At 63.4% G+C, this 18,735-nt stretch carries 17 protein-coding genes and 1 pseudogene; 16 read left to right on the top strand and 2 right to left on the bottom strand.

The features are described 5' to 3' along the window. The first annotated feature begins 53 nt into the window (after positions 1 to 53). The 10 genes and pseudogenes from LB556_RS19230 (at position 54) to LB556_RS19275 (ending at position 8,938) form a co-directional block, all read left to right on the top strand. Positions 54 to 923: an ABC transporter permease gene (locus LB556_RS19230; protein WP_224569307.1), complete on the top strand. Its 870-nt coding sequence runs from the start codon at positions 54 to 56 to the stop codon at positions 921 to 923. Then, positions 923 to 1,711, top strand: a complete 789-nt coding sequence (locus LB556_RS19235; protein ID WP_224569308.1) for an ABC transporter permease — start codon at positions 923 to 925, stop codon at positions 1,709 to 1,711. Before LB556_RS19230 ends, LB556_RS19235 begins: the two co-directional genes overlap by 1 nt. After that, a complete protein-coding gene (locus tag LB556_RS19240; protein WP_224569309.1) occupies positions 1,711 to 2,775 on the top strand; it encodes an ABC transporter ATP-binding protein in 1,065 nt (354 codons plus the stop codon). Before LB556_RS19235 ends, LB556_RS19240 begins: the two co-directional genes overlap by 1 nt. A 72-nt stretch (positions 2,776 to 2,847) precedes the next feature. Beyond that, positions 2,848 to 4,098, top strand: a complete 1,251-nt coding sequence (locus LB556_RS19245) for an aconitase X (protein ID WP_224569310.1) — start codon at positions 2,848 to 2,850, stop codon at positions 4,096 to 4,098. Next, positions 4,095 to 4,565: an aconitase X swivel domain-containing protein gene (locus LB556_RS19250; protein WP_224569311.1), complete on the top strand. Its 471-nt coding sequence runs from the start codon at positions 4,095 to 4,097 to the stop codon at positions 4,563 to 4,565. Before LB556_RS19245 ends, LB556_RS19250 begins: the two co-directional genes overlap by 4 nt. A 119-nt stretch (positions 4,566 to 4,684) precedes the next feature. Beyond that, positions 4,685 to 5,773, top strand: a complete 1,089-nt coding sequence (locus LB556_RS19255) for a Gfo/Idh/MocA family protein (RefSeq protein WP_224569312.1) — start codon at positions 4,685 to 4,687, stop codon at positions 5,771 to 5,773. Between the two features lie 56 nt (positions 5,774 to 5,829). Then, positions 5,830 to 6,744: a sugar phosphate isomerase/epimerase family protein gene (locus LB556_RS19260; protein ID WP_224569313.1), complete on the top strand. Its 915-nt coding sequence runs from the start codon at positions 5,830 to 5,832 to the stop codon at positions 6,742 to 6,744. 18 nt (positions 6,745 to 6,762) lie between these two features. After that, on the top strand, positions 6,763 to 7,842 hold the full coding sequence (locus tag LB556_RS19265) for a fatty acid desaturase family protein (RefSeq protein ID WP_224569314.1): 1,080 nt from the start codon (positions 6,763 to 6,765) through the stop codon (positions 7,840 to 7,842). An 86-nt stretch (positions 7,843 to 7,928) separates the two neighbouring features. Beyond that, a pseudogene (locus tag LB556_RS19270) lies at positions 7,929 to 8,079 on the top strand (Rieske family ferredoxin); the annotation flags it as partial. A 58-nt stretch (positions 8,080 to 8,137) separates the two neighbouring features. Continuing rightward, a complete protein-coding gene (locus LB556_RS19275) occupies positions 8,138 to 8,938 on the top strand; it encodes a 3-methyl-2-oxobutanoate hydroxymethyltransferase (RefSeq protein WP_224569315.1) in 801 nt (266 codons plus the stop codon). Here the strand turns inward: LB556_RS19275 and hutH are convergent. Both hutH and LB556_RS19285 read right to left on the bottom strand, forming a co-directional pair. Then, positions 8,903 to 10,420 carry a histidine ammonia-lyase gene (hutH, locus tag LB556_RS19280; RefSeq protein WP_224569316.1) on the bottom strand — a complete coding sequence of 506 codons (1,518 nt, stop codon included), beginning with the start codon at positions 10,418 to 10,420 and terminating at the stop codon, positions 8,903 to 8,905. The genes LB556_RS19275 and hutH overlap by 36 nt on opposite strands. Next, positions 10,417 to 11,418: an ornithine cyclodeaminase family protein gene (locus LB556_RS19285; protein ID WP_224569317.1), complete on the bottom strand. Its 1,002-nt coding sequence runs from the start codon at positions 11,416 to 11,418 to the stop codon at positions 10,417 to 10,419. Before LB556_RS19285 ends, hutH begins: the two co-directional genes overlap by 4 nt. A gap of 94 nt (positions 11,419 to 11,512) precedes the next feature. Between LB556_RS19285 and LB556_RS19290 the strand changes: the two genes are divergently transcribed. From LB556_RS19290 to LB556_RS19315, 6 genes are all read left to right on the top strand, one after another. After that, on the top strand, positions 11,513 to 11,689 hold the full coding sequence (locus LB556_RS19290) for a hypothetical protein (RefSeq protein WP_224569318.1): 177 nt from the start codon (positions 11,513 to 11,515) through the stop codon (positions 11,687 to 11,689). Between the two features lie 86 nt (positions 11,690 to 11,775). After that, positions 11,776 to 12,762: an ABC transporter permease gene (locus LB556_RS19295; RefSeq protein WP_224569319.1), complete on the top strand. Its 987-nt coding sequence runs from the start codon at positions 11,776 to 11,778 to the stop codon at positions 12,760 to 12,762. Positions 12,763 to 12,848: 86 nt separating this feature from the next. Next, positions 12,849 to 13,874: a sugar ABC transporter substrate-binding protein gene (locus LB556_RS19300; RefSeq protein WP_224569320.1), complete on the top strand. Its 1,026-nt coding sequence runs from the start codon at positions 12,849 to 12,851 to the stop codon at positions 13,872 to 13,874. 83 nt (positions 13,875 to 13,957) lie between these two features. After that, positions 13,958 to 16,081 (top strand): ABC transporter permease, encoded by a 2,124-nt coding sequence (locus LB556_RS19305; RefSeq protein ID WP_224569321.1) that lies wholly within the window; start codon positions 13,958 to 13,960, stop codon positions 16,079 to 16,081. Beyond that, on the top strand, positions 16,078 to 17,133 hold the full coding sequence (locus LB556_RS19310) for a hypothetical protein (protein WP_224569322.1): 1,056 nt from the start codon (positions 16,078 to 16,080) through the stop codon (positions 17,131 to 17,133). The genes LB556_RS19305 and LB556_RS19310 overlap by 4 nt, the downstream gene beginning before the upstream one ends. Further along, positions 17,133 to 18,629, top strand: a complete 1,497-nt coding sequence (locus LB556_RS19315) for a sugar ABC transporter ATP-binding protein (protein WP_224569323.1) — start codon at positions 17,133 to 17,135, stop codon at positions 18,627 to 18,629. Before LB556_RS19310 ends, LB556_RS19315 begins: the two co-directional genes overlap by 1 nt. Positions 18,630 to 18,735 lie beyond the last annotated feature (106 nt).

The raw sequence follows: 18,735 nt of genomic DNA on the forward strand, positions 1-18,735 counted from the left end.
GGCCAGCCGGCGGTTCGCGCCGGCTGGCCTCCAATCCTGGGGAGGAGCGCAGCATGGCAGTAGAGGGCGCGGTCGCGTCGCGCAGCGGACTGAGATCGGCCCTGCCGCTGCTGGCGCCGGCCTATCTGTGGCTGACGGTGGCGATCTTTCTGCCGCTGTCGGCCATGGTCTTTTTCTCCTTCATGACCGATCTGCCGCTGGCCGGAAAGCCGTGGGCCTTCACGCTGGGCAACTATGCCGCCTTCTTCTCGCAGAGCCTCTATCTGACGTTGCTGCTGGCCTCGCTGCGCCTTGGGCTGGAAGTGACGCTATGGTGCGTCGTCATCGGCTATCCCGCGGCCTATGTGCTGGCCAAGGTGCTGAAGGGCCGCAGCCGCGAAGCGATCTTCCTGCTGGTCATCCTGCCGTTCTGGTCGAACGGGCTGGTGCGCATCTTCTCCTGGGCGATGGTGCTGCGTGAAGGCGGCATCCTCGACACCGCGGCCAACGCGGTGCTGCCGTTCAAGATCAACATCGACCTGATGTACTCCTATCCGGCCGTCATCATCGGGCTGGTGCACTCCTACGTGCCCTACATGGTGCTGACCTGCTATCTCACGCTGCAGGCCATCGACGACTCGCTGATCGAGGCCGGCCGTTCGCTTGGCGCCTCGCGGCTGCAGGTACTGAGGCGGGTGATCATCCCGCTGTCGCTGCCCGGACTGGTGGCGGGCGCGGCACTCATCTTCGTGCCGGTGGTCGGCTCGTTCATGGAGCCGCGCATCCTCGGCGGACGCACCGGTACCTTCTACGGCACGGTCATCGAGGACCAGTTCGTCGCCGTGTTTAACTGGCCGCTCGGGGCGGCATTGTCCTTCATCTTGCTTGCCGTCGTGCTCGTCATCCTGGCGATTGCCTCGCCGGTGCTGAAGAGGGCCGCCTGATGGTGACGACGCGCATCTTGGAATGGCTGGGTCGGCTCTATGTCGGGCTGCTGCTCGCCTTCCTCTATCTGCCGATCATCATCATGGCGCTGATGTCGTTCAACGTCTCGCCCTTCTATCAATTGCCGTTCGAATGGACGACGGAATGGTACGCCTCGCTCTGGCGGAACGAGCAGCTGATCGCGGCCACCTGGAACAGCATCGAGATCGCCGTCATCACCACGATCATTTCGACCGTGCTCGGCTCGGCGGCATCGCTGGCGCTCTTCCGATACGAGTTTCGCGGCAAGAAATTCCTGCAGGCGTTGCTGTTCCCGCCGATCGCCATTCCGTGGCTGATCACCGGCACGGCAATGCTGATCTTCTTCTTCGGCGTCGGCATCGGGCGCGGCCTGTTCGCCATCCTGCTTGGCCATGTGGCGCTGGCGTTGCCCTATGTCATTGTCGTCGTCTCAGCCCGGCTGCAGACTTTCGCACCGGAGCTGGAAGAGGCGGCGCGCTCGCTTGGCGCCAACCAGTGGCAAGTGACCAACCGCGTCACGCTGCCCTGGATCATGCCAGGCGTCATCGCCGGCGGGCTGTTCGCGTTCGCCGTGTCGTTCGACCAGTTCGTGGTCTCTTATTTCCTGGCGACGCCGGGTCAGACGACGCTGCCGGTCGAAATCTACGCCGCGATCCGCAAGGGTTTCACGCCGGAGATCAATGCGGTCTCGACGATCATCATCGTCGTGTCGATGGCGCTGATGCTGCTGACGGCACGCTTCTTCAAATTCGGCGGAGAGAAATAATGGCCGGCGTCAAGGTATCGAACGTCTCGCGCAGCTTCGGCGCGCACAAGGCCCTGGACGATGTCTCCATCGATTTCGCCGATGGCGGCTTCTACGCGCTGCTCGGGCCATCCGGCAGCGGCAAGACCACATTGCTCAGGCAGATCGCGGGCTTCGACTTTCCTGATTCCGGCCGCATTGCCATCGGCGGCGAGAGCGTCGAGCGGGTACCGGTCGAGAAGCGGCGCATCGGCATGGTGTTCCAGAACTACGCGCTGTTTCCCAATATGAGCGTCGCCGACAATGTCGCTTTCGGCCTGTCGGTGCGTGGTGAATCCAAGGCGGTCATCGCCACCGAAGTGCAGCGCGCACTGGATCTCGTGCAGCTCGGCAAGCTTGGCGCCCGGCGTCCGCACCAGCTCTCCGGCGGCCAGCGTCAGCGCGTGGCGCTGGCGCGGGCGATCGTCACCAAGCCGCGCGTGCTTTTGCTCGACGAGCCATTGGGCGCGCTCGACAAGGCGTTGCGCGTCGACATGCAGATCGAGTTGAAGCGCATCCAGCGCGAGATCGGCATCACCACCATCTTCGTCACGCACGACCAGGAAGAGGCGCTGACGATGAGCGACCGCATCGGCATCCTGCGCGACGGGCGGCTGGTGCAGGAAGGGCCGCCGGAGGAGATCTACGACCGGCCGAAGAGCGAATTTGCCGCCACCTTCCTCGGCGACGCCAACATCTTCCGCGGCGATGCAACCGGCAACGGCATCCGGCTGCCAGACGGGACGGCGATCGCGGCCGATGTGGGCGACCGGCTTGCCGCCGGCGCCAAGGCGAGTTGCGCGGTGCGGCCCGAGCGCATCCGCATCGCCACCAATGCGGAAGCTGCGGACGGTCAGGCGAACATGCTCAAAGGCCAGGTTTCGAAGCGCATCTTTGCAGGTAACAACAGCACCTACTTTGTCGAACGCGGCGGCCAGACCTTGAAAGTCATCGTGCAGAACACTGGGGCCGATCGGCTGGCGGAAGGGCAGGAGGTCGTGCTGCGTTGGTCGCCGCAGAGCACCGTGCTGATTGCGGCAAGCTGACCTTCGCTCTGGCTCTTGCCAGGCGGCGGACAATGAGAAACACCATAGCCGGGCATAAGTCCGGAGCATTCGATGACCCTTGAATTGACGGCGCGCGACCGATCCATGCTCGACGGCGAGCAAGGCCTATCCGCAGCCGCCGCCATGAAAATCCTCGTCGCCTTCTCCAACGCGATCGGCGCGCGCAGCCTGCTCGACATCACCGGTGCCCATATCGATGGTTGTCTCTACCACGGCAAGGCAGGACTCGATTTCGTCGAACGGCTGGTCGAGGGCGGCGGGCGTGTCCGTGTGCCGACGACGCTCAATGTCGGCTCATTCGACCTCATCCATCCCGGCATGGTGAAAATGCCGGAGGCTGAGGAGGTGCCGGCGCGGCGGCTGATGAAGGCGCATCTGGAACTCGGCTGCCAGGCGACCTTTACCTGCGCGCCTTACCAGACGCGGTTTCGGCCTGAATTCGGCCAGCAGATCGCCTGGGGTGAATCCAACGCCATCGTCTTCGCCAATTCGGTGATCGGCGCGCGCACCAACCGCTATGGCGACTTCATCGATTTGTGCTGCGCCATCACCGGGCGTGCACCGGCCTGGGGCCTGCATCTCAGCGAAAGCCGGCGCGGCAGGATCCTGTTCGAGCTGGGCCTTGCCAATCCGGAACCAAGCGACAGTTTGTTCGTCGGCGTCGGACTGATCATCGGGCAAGCGAGCGTCGATCGTGTCCCGGTCATCACCGGACTGCCGCAACCGCGCGACGAGGACCAACTGAAGGCACTGGGCGCCGCCGCGGCAACGACCGGCGCCGTAGCACTGTTTCATGCCGTCGGCATTACGCCGGAAGCCGGAACGCTCGATGAGGCGTTCCAAGGCAAGGCGCCTGACGAGACGATCCGTGTCACGCGGGCGGACATCGATCACGCGCTGTCCAGATTGTCAGGAGTGGCCGACGGTGCGCCGCTTTCCGCCGTGTCGCTGGGCACCCCGCACTTCTCCCACGAAGAATGGATGCGCCTGTTGCCGATGCTGCGCGAGGTCGCGCCGGGCAGGGGGATCCCAATCTACGTCAACACCGGGCGCGCGACGCTGACGCGATTGCAGGAGCAGGGTGCGCTCGACGGCATGGCGGCGTTCGGCCTGATTCCGGTCGCCGACACCTGTACCTATGTCACCTCCATCCTCGAACGCCTCGACGGCGTGGTGATGACCAATTCAGGCAAATGGGCGCATTACGCGCCGGGCAATATCGGCGTGACCGTCGCCTTCGCCGAGATGAGGGATTGCATCCGTTCCGCTGCCGTGGGGCACGTCGTGCGGAGCGCGTCATGATACGCCCGGTGGAAACGGAAGTTACCGAGCGATCCGGTACATTCCAGCTGGCCGGCATCACGGAAGGGCAGGCCCTGGTGATTTCGCAGCCGCTCAGCTTCTGGGGCGGCATCGACGTGGAGACCGGCGACATAACAGACCATTCCCATCCCGGTCTTGGCCAGAATGTCGCCGGCAAGATCCTGGTCATGCCGAGCGGGCGCGGATCGTCTTCTTCCTCCTCGGTGCTGGCCGAGGCAATCCGCAGGGGCACGGCGCCGGCCGGCATCCTTCTGGAGCGGCCGGACCCGATCCTGGCGGTCGGCGCCATCGTCGCCGAGTTTCTTTACGGGATCAGCATGCCACTCGTGGTCTGTGACATTGCCGGCCTGCCTTCCGGCGGGCGTATTGCGGTCGGTGTCGGCGCGGATGGCGAGGCGATCGTCAGATTTGTCGGTGCGGCGACCGCCGGGGGAGCTGCGGTCTGACGCGGTTTTTCTTGCTTTGGACTCGCGTTCCACCTGCACCGTCCTGATGGGAAATGATGGTGCAGGCCTTGGCCGACGCCGGGTCCGTGACGTTATATCCTGTTCTCTAGGAGGACTGGATGGCGAGCATGGATTTCGAGCCGGACGTCGAGGTGCGCGTCAGGGAATACCGGATCGGCTGCGTCGGCGCCGGCATGATCATGGCCGAGTGCCACCTTGCTGCCTATGTGCAAGCCGAATTTCCAGTGGTGGCGATCGCGTCGCGCACGAAGGCCAGCGCCGAGAAGGTGGCGAGGCGCTGGGCAATTCCAGCCGTGCACGACACGCCGGAGCAGCTGATCGAAGACGACAATGTCGAGATCGTGGACCTTGCCTTTCCTCCCGACCAGCAGCCGGCGTTGATCCGCCATGCACTGAAGCAGAAGCACATCAAGGCGATCCTGGCGCAGAAGCCGTTGGCGCTATCTGTCGAGGAAGCCGTCAAACTGCGCGACGAGGCGGCAACTTCCGGCAAGATCCTCTCGGTCAACCAGAACATGCGCTATGACCAATCCATGCGCGTGCTGAAGCAGATCATCGATACCGGCACGCTCGGCGAAATCGTTTTCGCGCAGATCGACATGCATGCGATCCCGCACTGGCAGGCCTTCCTTGCCGATTACGACAGGCTGACACTGGCCAATATGAGCGTGCATCATCTCGACGTGCTGCGTTTCCTGTTCGGTGATCCCTTGGAGATCACGACGCTGACGCGCATGGATCCGCGCACGACCTTCGAGCATTCCGACGGCATCACGGTGTCGACCTTGCGGTTTCCTTCCGGCTTTCTGGCAGTCTCGCTGGAGGACGTGTGGTCCGGGCCGCGTCAGCAGGGCTATCGGGACGATCAGCACATCAACTGGCGCGTCGACGGCACAAAGGGTGTCGCCAAGGGCACGATCGGCTGGCCGACAGGCGTTGCATCGACCTTGACCTATGCCTCCACGGAAACGACCGGTGGAGAATGGGTCAGACCAAGCTGGGAGACGATGTGGTTCCCACATGCCTTCATCGGCGTCATGGAGCAGCTTCAGTATGCGGTGAAGACGGGCACGCCGCCGGCTCTGTCGATCGCCGACAACGTCAAGACCATGGCGCTGGTCGAAGCCGGCTACCGCTCGATGGCTGAGGGCCGCACGGTCAGGCTTTCCGAGATCGCTACCAACTGAACGTCTGTCGCCTAATAGCATGGCGTCTGAATCGCTTACCGGGAGGACTTCACCCCATGATGCAGGCAGGAATTTTCACCGGTTATTTCCCCTATGAATTGGAGGAAGCCGCCAGGCGCATCCGCGCGCTCGGTTTCAACACGGTGCAGCTCGACCTGCATTTCAGGGATATCGACCTGTCGGCCGGGCAGATCACCAGCGACAAGGCGAAAAAGGTCCGCGATACATTCCGCGACCACAATCTGCCGGTTTGCTGTATTTCAGGCTACACCAACATCATCCATCCCGACAAAGCCGAGCGCGAAAGGCGCGTGGGCTATCTCAAGGAGATCATCCGCAACGCGCGCGATTTCGGCTCGCCCTATGTGATCTCCGAAACCGGCACCTACAACACCGAATCCGACTGGGTGCATCATCCCAGGAACAAGACCGAAGAGGGGTTCCAGGAATGCCGCAAGGTGATCTCCGACCTTGCCCATACGGCCTATGACCACGGCGCGGTGTTCCTGCTCGAAACCTATGTCAATAATGTCGTCGGCTCGGTCGAAGAGACGGTGAAAATGTTCGCGCAGGTCGATCACCCCGGGCTCGGCCTGTTGATGGACCCGACCAATTATTTCGAGGCGCACAACATCGATCGCATGGACCAGGTGCTGAACCAGGTGTTCGACACGCTGACCGACAAGATCAGGATCGCGCACGCCAAGGACGTCAAGCGCTCGGGCGGCGACAAGTCGGAGAAGCACGCCGACATCGGCGACGAGAACGCCCATGAGGGGCTGACATTCCGCGGCGTCGGCGAGATCGAACTGCCCGCACCTGGTCTCGGCTCGCTGAACTATGACCTCTACCTTAAGCGGCTCAGCGAGAAGCACCCGAACATCCCGGTCATCATCGAGCACCTGACCGAGGACGACGTGCCACGCGCCAAGACATTTCTGGACGGAAAACTCCGCGCCAACGGCCTGTGAGGCGAGCGGGAGACGGCGATGGTGAAGCGCGATTACAGCCTTGTCGGCGAGAGCACCAGGCTTGCGATCGAGACGGGCTTGGCCTCGGCCGAATGGTACCACACTGATGTTTCCCGCAAGGCGATGAAGGAATTGATGCAGCGCTCCGACGGACCGGCAATCCGCGACACGGTGATCTGGCTCGCCGCGATCCTGGGCTCCGCCGCCGGCATTGTCTGGTTCTGGGGTTCGTGGTGGGTCGTGCCGTTCCTGTTCGTCTACGGTGTGCTCTACGGCTCGTCGAGCGACTCGCGCTGGCATGAATGCGGCCACGGCACGGCTTTTCGCACGCGCTGGATGAACGACGTCGTCTACCACATCGCCTCCTTCATGCTGATGCGCAATCCCGTGCAATGGCGCTGGAGCCATGCCCGCCACCACACTGATACCATCATCGTCGGCCGCGACGCCGAGATTGCCGTCATGCGTCCGCCGGATCTGCTGAAGGCGGCGCTGGCCTTCACCGGCATTCTCGACTTCCGCTATTCGCTGCCGACGCTGGCGCGCCAGGCTTTTGGCACGCTGTCTGACGACGAGAAGAGCTACATACCCGAAATGGAGTGGGCAAAAGCGGTGACTGCCGCCCGCTGGCATGTCGCGATCTATGTCGCGACGATCGCTCTCGCGATGGCGCTGAGGTCATGGATACCACTGGTGCTGATCGGCCTGCCGCGCCTCTATGGCACCTGGCACATGGTGACGACCGGCCTGCTGCAGCATATCGGCTTGGCCGACAATGTCGTCGACCACCGGCTCAACACCCGCACCGTCTACATGAACCCGATCAGCCGGTTCATCTACTGGAACATGAACTACCACGTCGAACATCATATGTTCCCGATGGTTCCCTACCATGCGCTGCCCAGGCTGCATGAACTGATCAAGTATGATCTGCCGAAGCCCAATCCGTCGATGTGGCATGCCTACCGCGAGGTCTGGCCGGTCCTGCTCCGGCAGCTGAAATACGAGGACTACTATCTCAAGCGCGAACTGCCGCTGACGGCGAGGCCCTATCGCGGCGAGTTCCACGAGGTCGATATGTCGGCGGCGGCCGAATAGCGGTCGCGAATGTCCGCGGGAGATCGAGATGGCGGATTGGGTTGACGCTTGCGTGGTTGAGATGTGGAGCAAGAGGATGTGGCGGGGGGCTTGTCATGGACGAGATCATCGAATGCCCTAAACACAATGGCCGCTTCAACTACAGGACCGGCCAGGCCAAAGGGCGCTTCGGTCTGCGTCGACCTTGCAACCTATCCGGTGAAGGTAGAGGCCGATAGGGTAATGATCCAGATATGAAGCGGGGGCACGATCAACCGATCGGCATCGCGACAGCAAGCAACAGAGGGACGTTTCAATGAGCCGGAAGAGACCAACCGTTGCCGATTTGCGCGCCATGAAGGGTAAGCGTCAGCTGACCATGCTGCGCGTGCTGACCATCGATGAGGCAGAGGCCGCCGAACGGGCGGGGGTCGACATCGTCTCGGTGCCGCCAGAACTGGTGCTCAATCCGCAATATCGCGATGCGGCGCCAAGCCTGTTCACCATGCCGGGCGAGAATTTCTTCGAGATCGGCACTGCGGATGATTTCCTGCGCTGGGCCTTCCGGCTCTACAAGGCAGGCGCCGACGCGGTTTATTGCAGCGCCGGCTACGCCACCATCAAGCGGATGGCGGACGACGCCATTCCCGTCATCGGTCACGTCGGCTTGATCCCGTCCCGCGCGACCTGGACCGGAGGCTTCAAGGCAGTCGGCAAGAGTGCCGACACCGCCATGCAGATATTCGAGGCGGTGAAGCAGCTGGAGGCGGCCGGCGCGATCGGCGCCGAAATAGAAGTGGTGCCGGTCGAGGTGGCCAAGGCGATCTCGGAGCGCACTTCGCTTATCATGCTGTCGATGGGCGCGGGCACCGGCTGCGACGCGCAATATCTGTTCGCCGACGATATCCTTGGCCAGAACAGGGGCCACATGCCGCGCCACTCAAAGGTCTACCGCAACTTTGCCGCCGAGTATGACCGGCTGCAGGCGGAGCGGGTGGCGGCATTCTCCGAATATGTCGCCGACGTCAACAGCGGCGCCTATCCCGAGGACAGGCACATCGTGCACATGGACCCGGCCGAGCTAAAGCTGTTCCTGGACAAGGTCGGCCGGAGCTAGGGCCGGCCGCCAGGCATTGCCCGCCAGTGCGGCGTGAAGTGCTTCCGCATCGACCCCGAGTGGCCGGTCTTCCTTCAGCGTCGGAACGAGCGCGCGTATCGCAGTGTGGATCGCTGATGTGCGTGGCGCCAGCGTCAACGCTTCGCGCAGGTCGACGGCTTGGGCTGCGGCCATCAGCTCGAAGGCGATCAGCCGCCTCCACAGCGCGATTATCGCAGCGCATTTAGACACTGTCAGGGGTGTCTGCGTGGCATGATCCTCGACGCCCTCGGAAACCGGCAGGAAGTCGAGCATCACCGGATTGGCCTTGTGGCGGATGGCGGCCAGGATCGATGTCGCGGTCTTCTGCAGCGGCACGAAGCCGGCCGACGCGCCTCCGACCGGCGACAGATATTTCGGCAAGCCATTGCGGCCCGAGCCGGTGAGCTGGATGAAGCGGGCAGCGCTGGCAGCCGCACATTGAGCGATTGCCAGGCTTAGCGCCTCGAAGGCGAGCGAGAGCGCCGCGGTGTGGAAGTTGCCGGTCGACATCACCACGCCGTCGTCGGCCAGAACCAGCGGGTTGTCGGCGGCGGCGTTGAGTTCGATCTCGACGGCACGTTTTGCCTGACCGATCGCCTCGATCAGTGCGCCATGGATCGAGGGCATGCAGCGGATCGACAGCGGATCTTGTATTGTGGTGGGCCTCGGCGCTTCGTCGCGGGCGAGAAGATCGTGCAGCGCCTTGGCGGCCTCCTGTTGGCCGGCGGCGGGCCGCGCCATGTGCAGGCGCGGATCGAGGATGGTGGGGTTGGCGCCAATGCCTTCCATGGTCAGCGCGCCGGCCTGCTGTTGCTGGGCTAGCGCGGACAGCGCATCGATCACCACGAGCGCGCCGCCGCCGGCGGATACCGCGGATGCGTTGATCAGCGACAGCCCGTCCTTGGGCGCCAGGCCGATGGGGCCGAGGCGGGCCATCATCAGCGCCTTGACTGCCGGCATGCGCCTTCCCTGATAATCGGCTTCGCCTTCGCCGATCAGCAGGCGGGCGATCGCGGTCATCAACACCAGGTCGCCGGCGCCGATCGAGCCGAGCGACGGCATCACCGGATGGACGCCGGCATTGAGGACGTCGACCAGGGCGACGAACACGGCGGGTGAGAGGCCGGAGCCGCCGGCCGACAGCATTGTCAGGCGGGCGAGCATGGTTGCCCGCACGGCCTCGACCGGCAGCGCTTCGCCGACCGCGCCGCTGCGGCCCTCCAGCAACTGCCGCTGGAAGGCGCTGGCGTCACCCTCGACCGATGTGCCGAGATTGGCGCCGAGACCGGTGTTCAGGCCATAGATCTGCTGACCGGAAGCGGCGGCCTGGTCGAGCACCTTTCGCGCCTTCTCCAGCCTGCCGAGGACACCGGGTCCGATCTCCACCTTGCGCGCTTCGCGGGCGACGGTCGCGACATCGCCGACACCGACGCCGGCCCCGGTGAGGACGAGCGCGCTCATGCGAAGCGCAGCCTCTGGCCGATGCCTTGCGCCTGTGCCTTGGCCAGCATCGCCTTGCCCAGAGCGATGTCGGACAGCGACAGGCCGCGATGCCAGAACAGGATTGTCTCGTCGTCGCTTTCGCGACCCGGCTTGAGGCCAGCGGCGATCTGGCCGAGCTCGGCATGCAGCGTCTCTTCGCTGAGCCGCCCGGTCTCGACATGGGCGCGCAGCGAGCCGAACTTGCCGCCTTTGCACTGCCCCCAGTCGTCGACCACCATCTTCTGCATGATGTCGGTCAGCGACAGCTCCACCGCGCTCATCGTGCCATAGGGGACGACCAGCGCGCCCCGCTTGATCCATTCCGTCTTGAGCAGTGGTTGCGGTTCGGGCAGGCGCGAAGCTTCGATGACGATGTCGGCGCCTTCGACGCAGCTTTGCCAGTCGGCCACCGCCCTGACCGGCTTGCTGAGATCGGCGGAGAGTTTCGCTGCAAATCCGTCGCGGCTTTCGGGCCGGCGCGAATGGACGCGGATCTCGTCGAAGTCGAAGAGATGGTCAAGCAGGCGCACGTTCCAGTAGGCGGTGCCGCGCGCGCCGATATGGGCCAGCACCTTCGAATTCCTGCGCGCCAGATGTTTGGCGCCGATGGCGGTGACGGCGCCGGTGCGCATGTCGGTGATGACGGTGGCGTCGAGAATGGCGCGCGGCGTACCGGTGCGCGGGTCGAACAGATTGAGGATGGCGAACTCGGAAGGCAGCCCTTGCAGATAGTTGTCGACATAGTCGCCGACGATCTTCACGCCCGCCGCATCGAGTGGCGCCACATAGCCGCGCAGCACGTTGAAATGGCCGTGGAAGGACGGGTCGGGCTCCAGGTGGACGCGCGGCTCGATCACCGTCTGGCCCTTGCCTTGCGCCACGAGCCCGGCCTCGACCGCGCCGATGATTTCTCCATCGGTCATGGCAAGGGCTTCGATGTCGAGGGCATTGAGGTAGTCGATATAGATAGGCTTCATGCGTGCATGGTTCCTCGGAGTCCCCGTTCACTCCATAACAGGCAAACAGGCGGCACGAAAGTTTGTTGGATAATCTATGGGCTGAGCCAGCCGAATGCTGTTCAAACCGGGCGAAAGTTCCGCCGCGTTGCCTTGCCTTGAAGCGGAGCTTTCGCCGGTGCGCCAATCAGCGAAACGGATCACCAAAAGTGCTGGATTTTCCGGATATTGCGCCAGTTTCGGCAATCATTCCGGCCACCCGTCGAATATCGTCGCGAGCATGGATTGTTGAACGCGGATTCATTTGACGAAGCGACGCTGAGCCGATTAGCTTTCCGTCCCAGGGGTGGCAGGGCTGCCACCGGGGTAAGACGGACAATGAACGCAATCGGTCGGCCGAGTCTCAGGAGTCTGAACCAGGAAGGCATTGTCTTTGCCATCGCGGTGGTTCTGTTCGTCGCCGCGGCGATCGGCCTGCCCGGCTTCATCGATCCCAACAACCTCGTCGCCATCGTGCGCTCGGTGTCGGTGCTCGGCATATTGGCGCTCGGCATGGCCGTGGTCATCATCGGGCGGGGCATCGACTTGTCGGCCGTGGCGATCATGGCGATGTCGGTCGCCTGGTACCTGCAACTGCTCAACACCGGAACACCGGATGGGCTGGCCTTCGCCTATGTGCTGGCCGGCGTGCTCGCCATCGGGCTGCTCAACGGCTTTCTCGTCGCCTACGCCGATGTGCCGGCGATCTTCGTCACGCTGGCGACCGGTTCCTTCGTGTTCGGCTATGTCCGTTCGCAATTGATCACGCAGGATGCCGTGCCGGTCCCACAGGGTCACTGGGTGGAACTGCTCGGCGGCCTGCGCTTCCTCGACATCCCGATCGAGGTGTTCGTCTTCGCGGGGCTCGCCTTCCTGTTCTTCCTGTTCCTGCGCTACACCAAATGGGGCCGCTATATCTATTTCGCCGGCGACAATCCGGTCGCGGCGCGCAACATCGGCATTCCGGTGCGGCCGATGCTGGTGCTGCGCTATGTGCTCTCTGCTTTCGTGGCGCTGATCGCAGGCCTGCTGACGGCGGCCAGCCTGCATTCGATCAACACCCGGATCGTCAATTCAACGCTGCTCTATGACATCGTGCTGGTGGCGGTGATCGGCGGCATCGGGTTGTCGGGCGGGCGAGGGGGGGTGCGCAACGTGCTGGTCGGAGCGGCTCTGATCGGCATCCTGCTCAACGCCATGACCATCATCGACATCCCGCTGCTCTACCAGAACCTGATCAAGGCGGCGATCCTGCTCGGCGCCATCATCGTCGACGGCATCATCAATCCGCGCGACGAACAGACTGCACAGCAGGGCGACATTTAGAGCAGATGGGCTGGCCCATCTGCTCGGGGTACCCGGTGGGATCAAGACGATCTTCCGGCAATGAAAACCGAACCAGAGGATGAGACATGAAACCGATCAGAACACTCATGGCGGCGGCCACAGCCCTTGCTGTCACCGCCTTCGTGGCGCCGACTTTCGCTGCTGACGATCCAGGCCCCGCTGCCTATGCACAAGCGCTGAAAGGCAAGCGCGTCATGCTGGTGCCACTGGCGATGGGCTTCGACCTGGCACAGGGTTGGGCGCATTATCTGAAGAAGGAGGTCGACGCATGGGGCGGCACGTTCGAGACGCGCGATCCGAACTGGGTCGTCGATGCCGGCGCGCAGGCGATCACCGACGCCATCTCGTCGGATACCAGGCCTGATGTGCTGATCATCCATGCACCGGACCTCAACTCCTATTCCAAGCTGATGAAGAAAGCGCAGGCCGCCGGCACCTATGTGATACTCGTCGACAATCCGGCCAACTTCCCCGCCGACGCTTTCGTCGGCAGCGACTGGGACCGGCTCGGCCAACTCGAGGCGGAAGCGGCGATCAAGGGCTGCGGCGAGAACTCGTCCAAGAAAATCGGGCTGGTGCAGGGCGACCAAGCCAACTCTTCCAGCCTTTATCAATATGCCGGCATCATGAAGGTGCTGGACAAGCATCCCGACTTCAAGGTCGTGGCCAAGCCCGACTCCAACTGGGACGCGACGACCTCGCGCAATGTGACGACGACGATGCTGCAGCAGAACCCGGACATCTGCTCGATCATCGATTTCTGGGACGGTGACGCCACCGGCGCATCGGCCGCGATCCGCGACGCCAAGCTCGACGGCAAGGTGTTCCTGGTCACCACCGGCGGCGGCGAAAAGGCGGCCGATTGCGACAAGCTGCAGGACGGCACCTATGGCGCCGTGGTGATGACCGATCTCGCCCGCCAGTCGGGCGACATGAACGCCATCATCAAGTTCCTGCTGCAGAGTGGCCAGCCGGCCGGTACCTCGCACACCTACATCTACACGCTGGAGAAGGCGACGACCAAGGCCGACCTCAAGCCCGAGAGCTGCTGGGATTTGAAGGCGCTGCAGGCCGAGGCGGCGGCGAAGTAGGTCGATCGTCTCCTGTAGGTGTCAACGAGGTGGCCGGATTGCCCGGCCACCTCTTCGCTTGTTTCTCTTGCAGCAGTGACCTGATGACCTTTCGCGAACGCCTCCAGTCCTGGCGCTACAATCTCGTGCCCGACCATCTCGTCGGCGAGATACTGACCAAGCGCTGGACCGACAACGCCATACCCTTCCTGGCGCTGGTGGCGACGCTCGGCGTGTTCGGCTCGATCATTCCGGGCTTCTTCAAGCTATCCTCGCTGCAGGAATCGACCCGGCAGCTCGGCGAGTTCTCGATGGTCGTCACCGGCATGACCGTGGTGATGCTGGGCGGCGGCATCGATCTGTCGGTCGGTTCGATCTTCGCGCTGTCCTGTTTCTCAGCCGTCTATGTCTTCTTCATCCTTGAACAATCGATCTGGCTGGCGCTGGCCGCCTCGCTGGCCACCGGCCTGGTTTTCGGAGCGATCAACGGCTATCTCGTCGGCTATCTCAGGCTGCGCGCCTTTCTCACCACGCTGGTGACCTTCATCTTCGGGCGGGCGCTGTTCGATATTCTGGTCACCACCTACGCCGCCGACGTACAGCTTTCGCAGGCCAAATCGGATGTGCTGGATTTCATCGGCGACAGCACCTTCTGGGGGCTCTCGGTCTCCGTGTGGCTGGCGATAATCCTGGCAATCATCACCCATATAGCGCTGACGCGCTCACGGCCGGGCTGGCATGTGCTGGCGGTCGGCGGCTCCCGGCGTTCGGCGCACAATGCCGGCATCCGGGTGCGCCGCACGGTGTTCATGACCTATGTCTTTTCCGGTTTCTGCGCCTCCATCGGCGGCTTTCTTATCGCCTGCCGGCTGAGCGGGGCAGGGCCGGGGACCGGCCTCAACCTCGAAATCATGGCGCTGACGGCGGCGGTGGTCGGCGGTGTCAGCCTTGGCGGCGGCCGAGGCTCGGTGATCAAGGGGCTGATGGGCGCCATCATCGTGCTGACCATGACCAATGGGCTGATCCGGCTGGGCTACGGCACCGGAACCAACCAGATGGTGCTCGGCATCATGCTGGCGGTGGCGGTGACCATCGACATCCGCTGGCTGAAGAACCGCCACAAGGTGTTGAACGAGGTCTATGTCGCGCCGGTCTATCTCAAGATGGGCGAAACACTGTCCGCGGTGCCGGGCTCCGGCACGCCTTACGCACTCGACAACCGGTTGTCGGCCGCCGACCATATCGGGCTTGGCGAACTGGAAGGACCGGAAGACGTCATCCTCGACCGCGACGACCATCTCTATTGCGGCACCCGCCACGGCGAGATCGTCCGTTTCTTCGCGCCGGATTATGTCAGGTCGGAAGTGTTCGCCCACATCGGCGGCTTTCCGCTGGGGCTCGCGTTCGACAAAGCGGGCAATCTGATCAGCTGCGTCGGCGCCATGGGGCTCTACTCGGTCTCGCCGGATCGCCAGGTGAAACGCCTGTCGGCGGAGACGTCGCGTTCCTGGACCTCGATCGTCGACGATGCGCGGCTGCGCGATCCCAACGACTGCGACATCGCGCCGGACGGCCGCATCTATTTTACGGATTCAACGAAGCGATACGACGCTCATGATTGGGCGCTGGACTCGATCGAAAACCGCGCCACCGGCCGGCTGCTGGTCTACGATCCCCGGGATGGGTCGACAAGGACGCTGCTCGACGGTTACCGCTACACCAACGGCGTCTGCATGGCCCATGACGGCAAGTCGCTGTTCTTCGCCGAAAGCTGGGCCTGCCGCGTGCATCGCTACTGGCTGCAAGGGCCGAAGGCCGGCACGGCCGAATGCGTCATCCGCGACATGCCGGGATATCCCGACAACATCAACCGCGCCTCGGACGGCAATTACTGGATGGCGTGGCTGGGCATGCGCACGCCAAGCTTCGACCTCTCGCTGCGCCACCCCGACATGCGCAAGCGCATGACGCGCCGGCTGCCGCAGGACGAATGGCTGTTCCCTAACATCAACACCGGCGGCGTGGTGAAATTCGACGACAAGGGCGGCATCGTCGAGGCGATGGGTGACTTGACAGGCGGCGCTCACCCGATGGTCACCTCGATGCGCGAGCACAAGGGATATCTCTTCGTCGGCGGCATCCTCAACAACCGCATCGGCCGCTACAAGATTTCAGGCGCCGACCCGAACTGGACCAGCCCTGCTTCGTACTGGGGCGCTCAGCCATGATCCTCGATCCGATCCTGGACATGTTCCGTGGCAAGGCGGTCACCATCCCGCCACTCGACGGCGCCTTCCGTCCCAACACGCGGCTCGACGATGCACCGGCTTTCGCCGAGTTGACCGAGCCTGACAATCTGCTGGTTGCCGATGGCCGGCTGCTGGCATCAAGCGGCAACGCCGTCCACGTGATTGCTGCTGGTGCGGAACCTTTCGTGGTCGAGACCTTTCCGTCTTCCGTCACGGCGCTGGCGATGTCGCCTTCAGGCGAACTGACGGTGGGGCTGGAGAGCGGCAAGCTGTTGATCGCAAGCAGGGAAGTGTCCTTGCCGGCAGATATCGGCTGCGTCACCGCACTGGCCTATGCAGGAGACGGCACGCTGTGGCTGGCCAATGGTTCGGCCGAATTCTGGCCTTCGCAATGGGCCGCCGACCTGATGAAGAAGGGCGCCTCCGGTTCGCTTTGGAAACGGGACCCGGCCGGTGGCGCGTTCCGCAAGGTGGCCGGTGACATCGCCTTTCCCTACGGGCTTCACACCCTTGGCAGCGATGTGCTGGTGAGCGAGAGCTGGCGTCACCAACTTGTGCGCTTCGATGGCGCGACCGGCAACCGCTCGACGGTGCTGACGCATCTGCCGGGCTATCCCGCGCGACTCGCGCCGGCCAGTGATGGCGGCGCTTGGTTGACCCTGTTCGCCCCGCGCAACCGCCTGATCGAATTCGTGCTGCAGGAAACGACCTATCGCCAGGACATGATCGACCAGGTGCCGCCGGCCTACTGGATTGCTCCCGCGCTGGCATCCAACCGCAGTTTCCTCGAGCCGTTGCAATGCGGCGGCATCCGCACAATGGGCATTCACAAGCCATGGTCGCCGAGCCGCTCCTACGGGCTGGTGGTCAGGCTGGATCAAAAGTTGCAGCCGCGATTCAGCCTGCACAGCCGCGCCAATGGCTCGCGCCACGGCATCTGCAGCGTGGTGGAGAAGGGCGGCCAATTGTTCATAGCTTCCAGGGGTGGCGACTGCATTCTGGCCGTTGACCTCGCCATGGGAGGCTTCTGATGGAACCGATCGTTCGACTGGAGAATGTCACCAAGACCTATCGCGGCGTGCCGGCGGTGAAGAACGTCAGCTTCGACCTGCGCAAGGGCGAGATCCATGCGCTGCTCGGCGAGAACGGCGCGGGAAAATCGACGCTCACCAAGATCATCGCCGGGGTCGTCGACGCCACATCCGGCAAGATGTTCCACAACGGCCGGGAGATCGCCTACGCCTCGCCGCATGCCGCACTCGAAGCCGGCATCGCCATGGTGTTCCAGGAGACCAGCCTGGTGCCGTCGATGACCGTGGCGCAAAACCTCTATCTGGGCACGGAAAAGTTCCTCAACCGGCTGCGCGGCACGTATATTTCGGCGCAGCAGTTCCTGCAGTCGCTGAACTTTCCGGTCGATCCGAACGCCATGGTGGCGACGCTGGGTGCCGCCAAGCGGCAGATGGTCGAGATCGCGCGCGCCGTCCACCACAATGCCGAGATCATCATCTTCGATGAACCGACGGCGACGCTGACACCCGAGGAAAAGCGGCATTTCTTCGCGCTGATCCGGCGGCTGAAGACGAACGGCGTGTCGATCGTCTTCATCAGCCACGCCTTGGAAGAGGCCCTGATGATCGCCGACCGCATCACCATCCTGCGCGACGGCGAGCTGGTCATCACCGACGAAACGTCGGCCTTCGACCGGGACGGGATCGTCGCCGCCATGGTCGGGCGCACGTTGTCGGGCCAGATCTACCGCCAGCGTGACGAGGCCAGGCTGCGCAAGGCCGGCAAGAAGGTGCTGTCGGTGCAGGACATCTCGATGAGCAATGTCGTGCGCAACAATTCCTTTTCGATCTTCGAGGGCCAGATTACCGGCGTGTTCGGGCTGATCGGCTCCGGCCGCACCGAGACCTTCAAGATCGTGTCGGGCATCTACAAGCGCGATTTTTTGCGCGGCGGCACGATCGAGCTGGATGACAGGCCGGTGCGCTATCTCGTGCCGAGCGAAGCGGTGGCCGACGGCATCGTCTACGTCACCGAGGACCGCAAGAGCGAAGGCATCTTCGAGACGATGGGGATTGCCGAGAACCTGTTCGGCGGGCTGCTGGCGGCTGGCCGCGAAAAGGCCTGGGTGATCAACCAGCAGGAGATGCGTCAGCTTTCGGCGGAATGGACCAAGACGCTGAACATCAAGACGATCAACGACAATGCGCGTGTGGTCGAGCTGTCCGGCGGCAACCAGCAGAAGGTGGTGATCGGCAAGGGGCTGGTGCAGCAGCCGCGCATCGTCATCTTCGACGAACCGACGCGCGGCGTCGATGTCGGCGCCATCGCCGAGATCCACCAGATCATCAACCGGCTCGCCGACGACGGGCTCGCGGTGGTGGTCATCTCGTCCTATTTGCCGGAGATCATGAACCTGTCGGACCGCATTCTCGTGTGCCGGCAGGGGCGTATCGTGGAAGAGTTTTCGCCGGCGGAGGCGACGGAGGAGAAGATCATGTATGCGGCGGTGCATTAGGATGTGCCGATATTCAGGTGAGGCCGGCCTGCAAATGGCTGATACCTGCGCTTCCGGTGCTCACGTACGAAAAGTACGCTCCGCTCCGGTTCTCGCTATCAACCAT

Source organism: Mesorhizobium sp. ES1-4, from assembly GCF_020164745.1.
Taxonomy (GTDB): domain Bacteria; phylum Pseudomonadota; class Alphaproteobacteria; order Rhizobiales; family Rhizobiaceae; genus Mesorhizobium.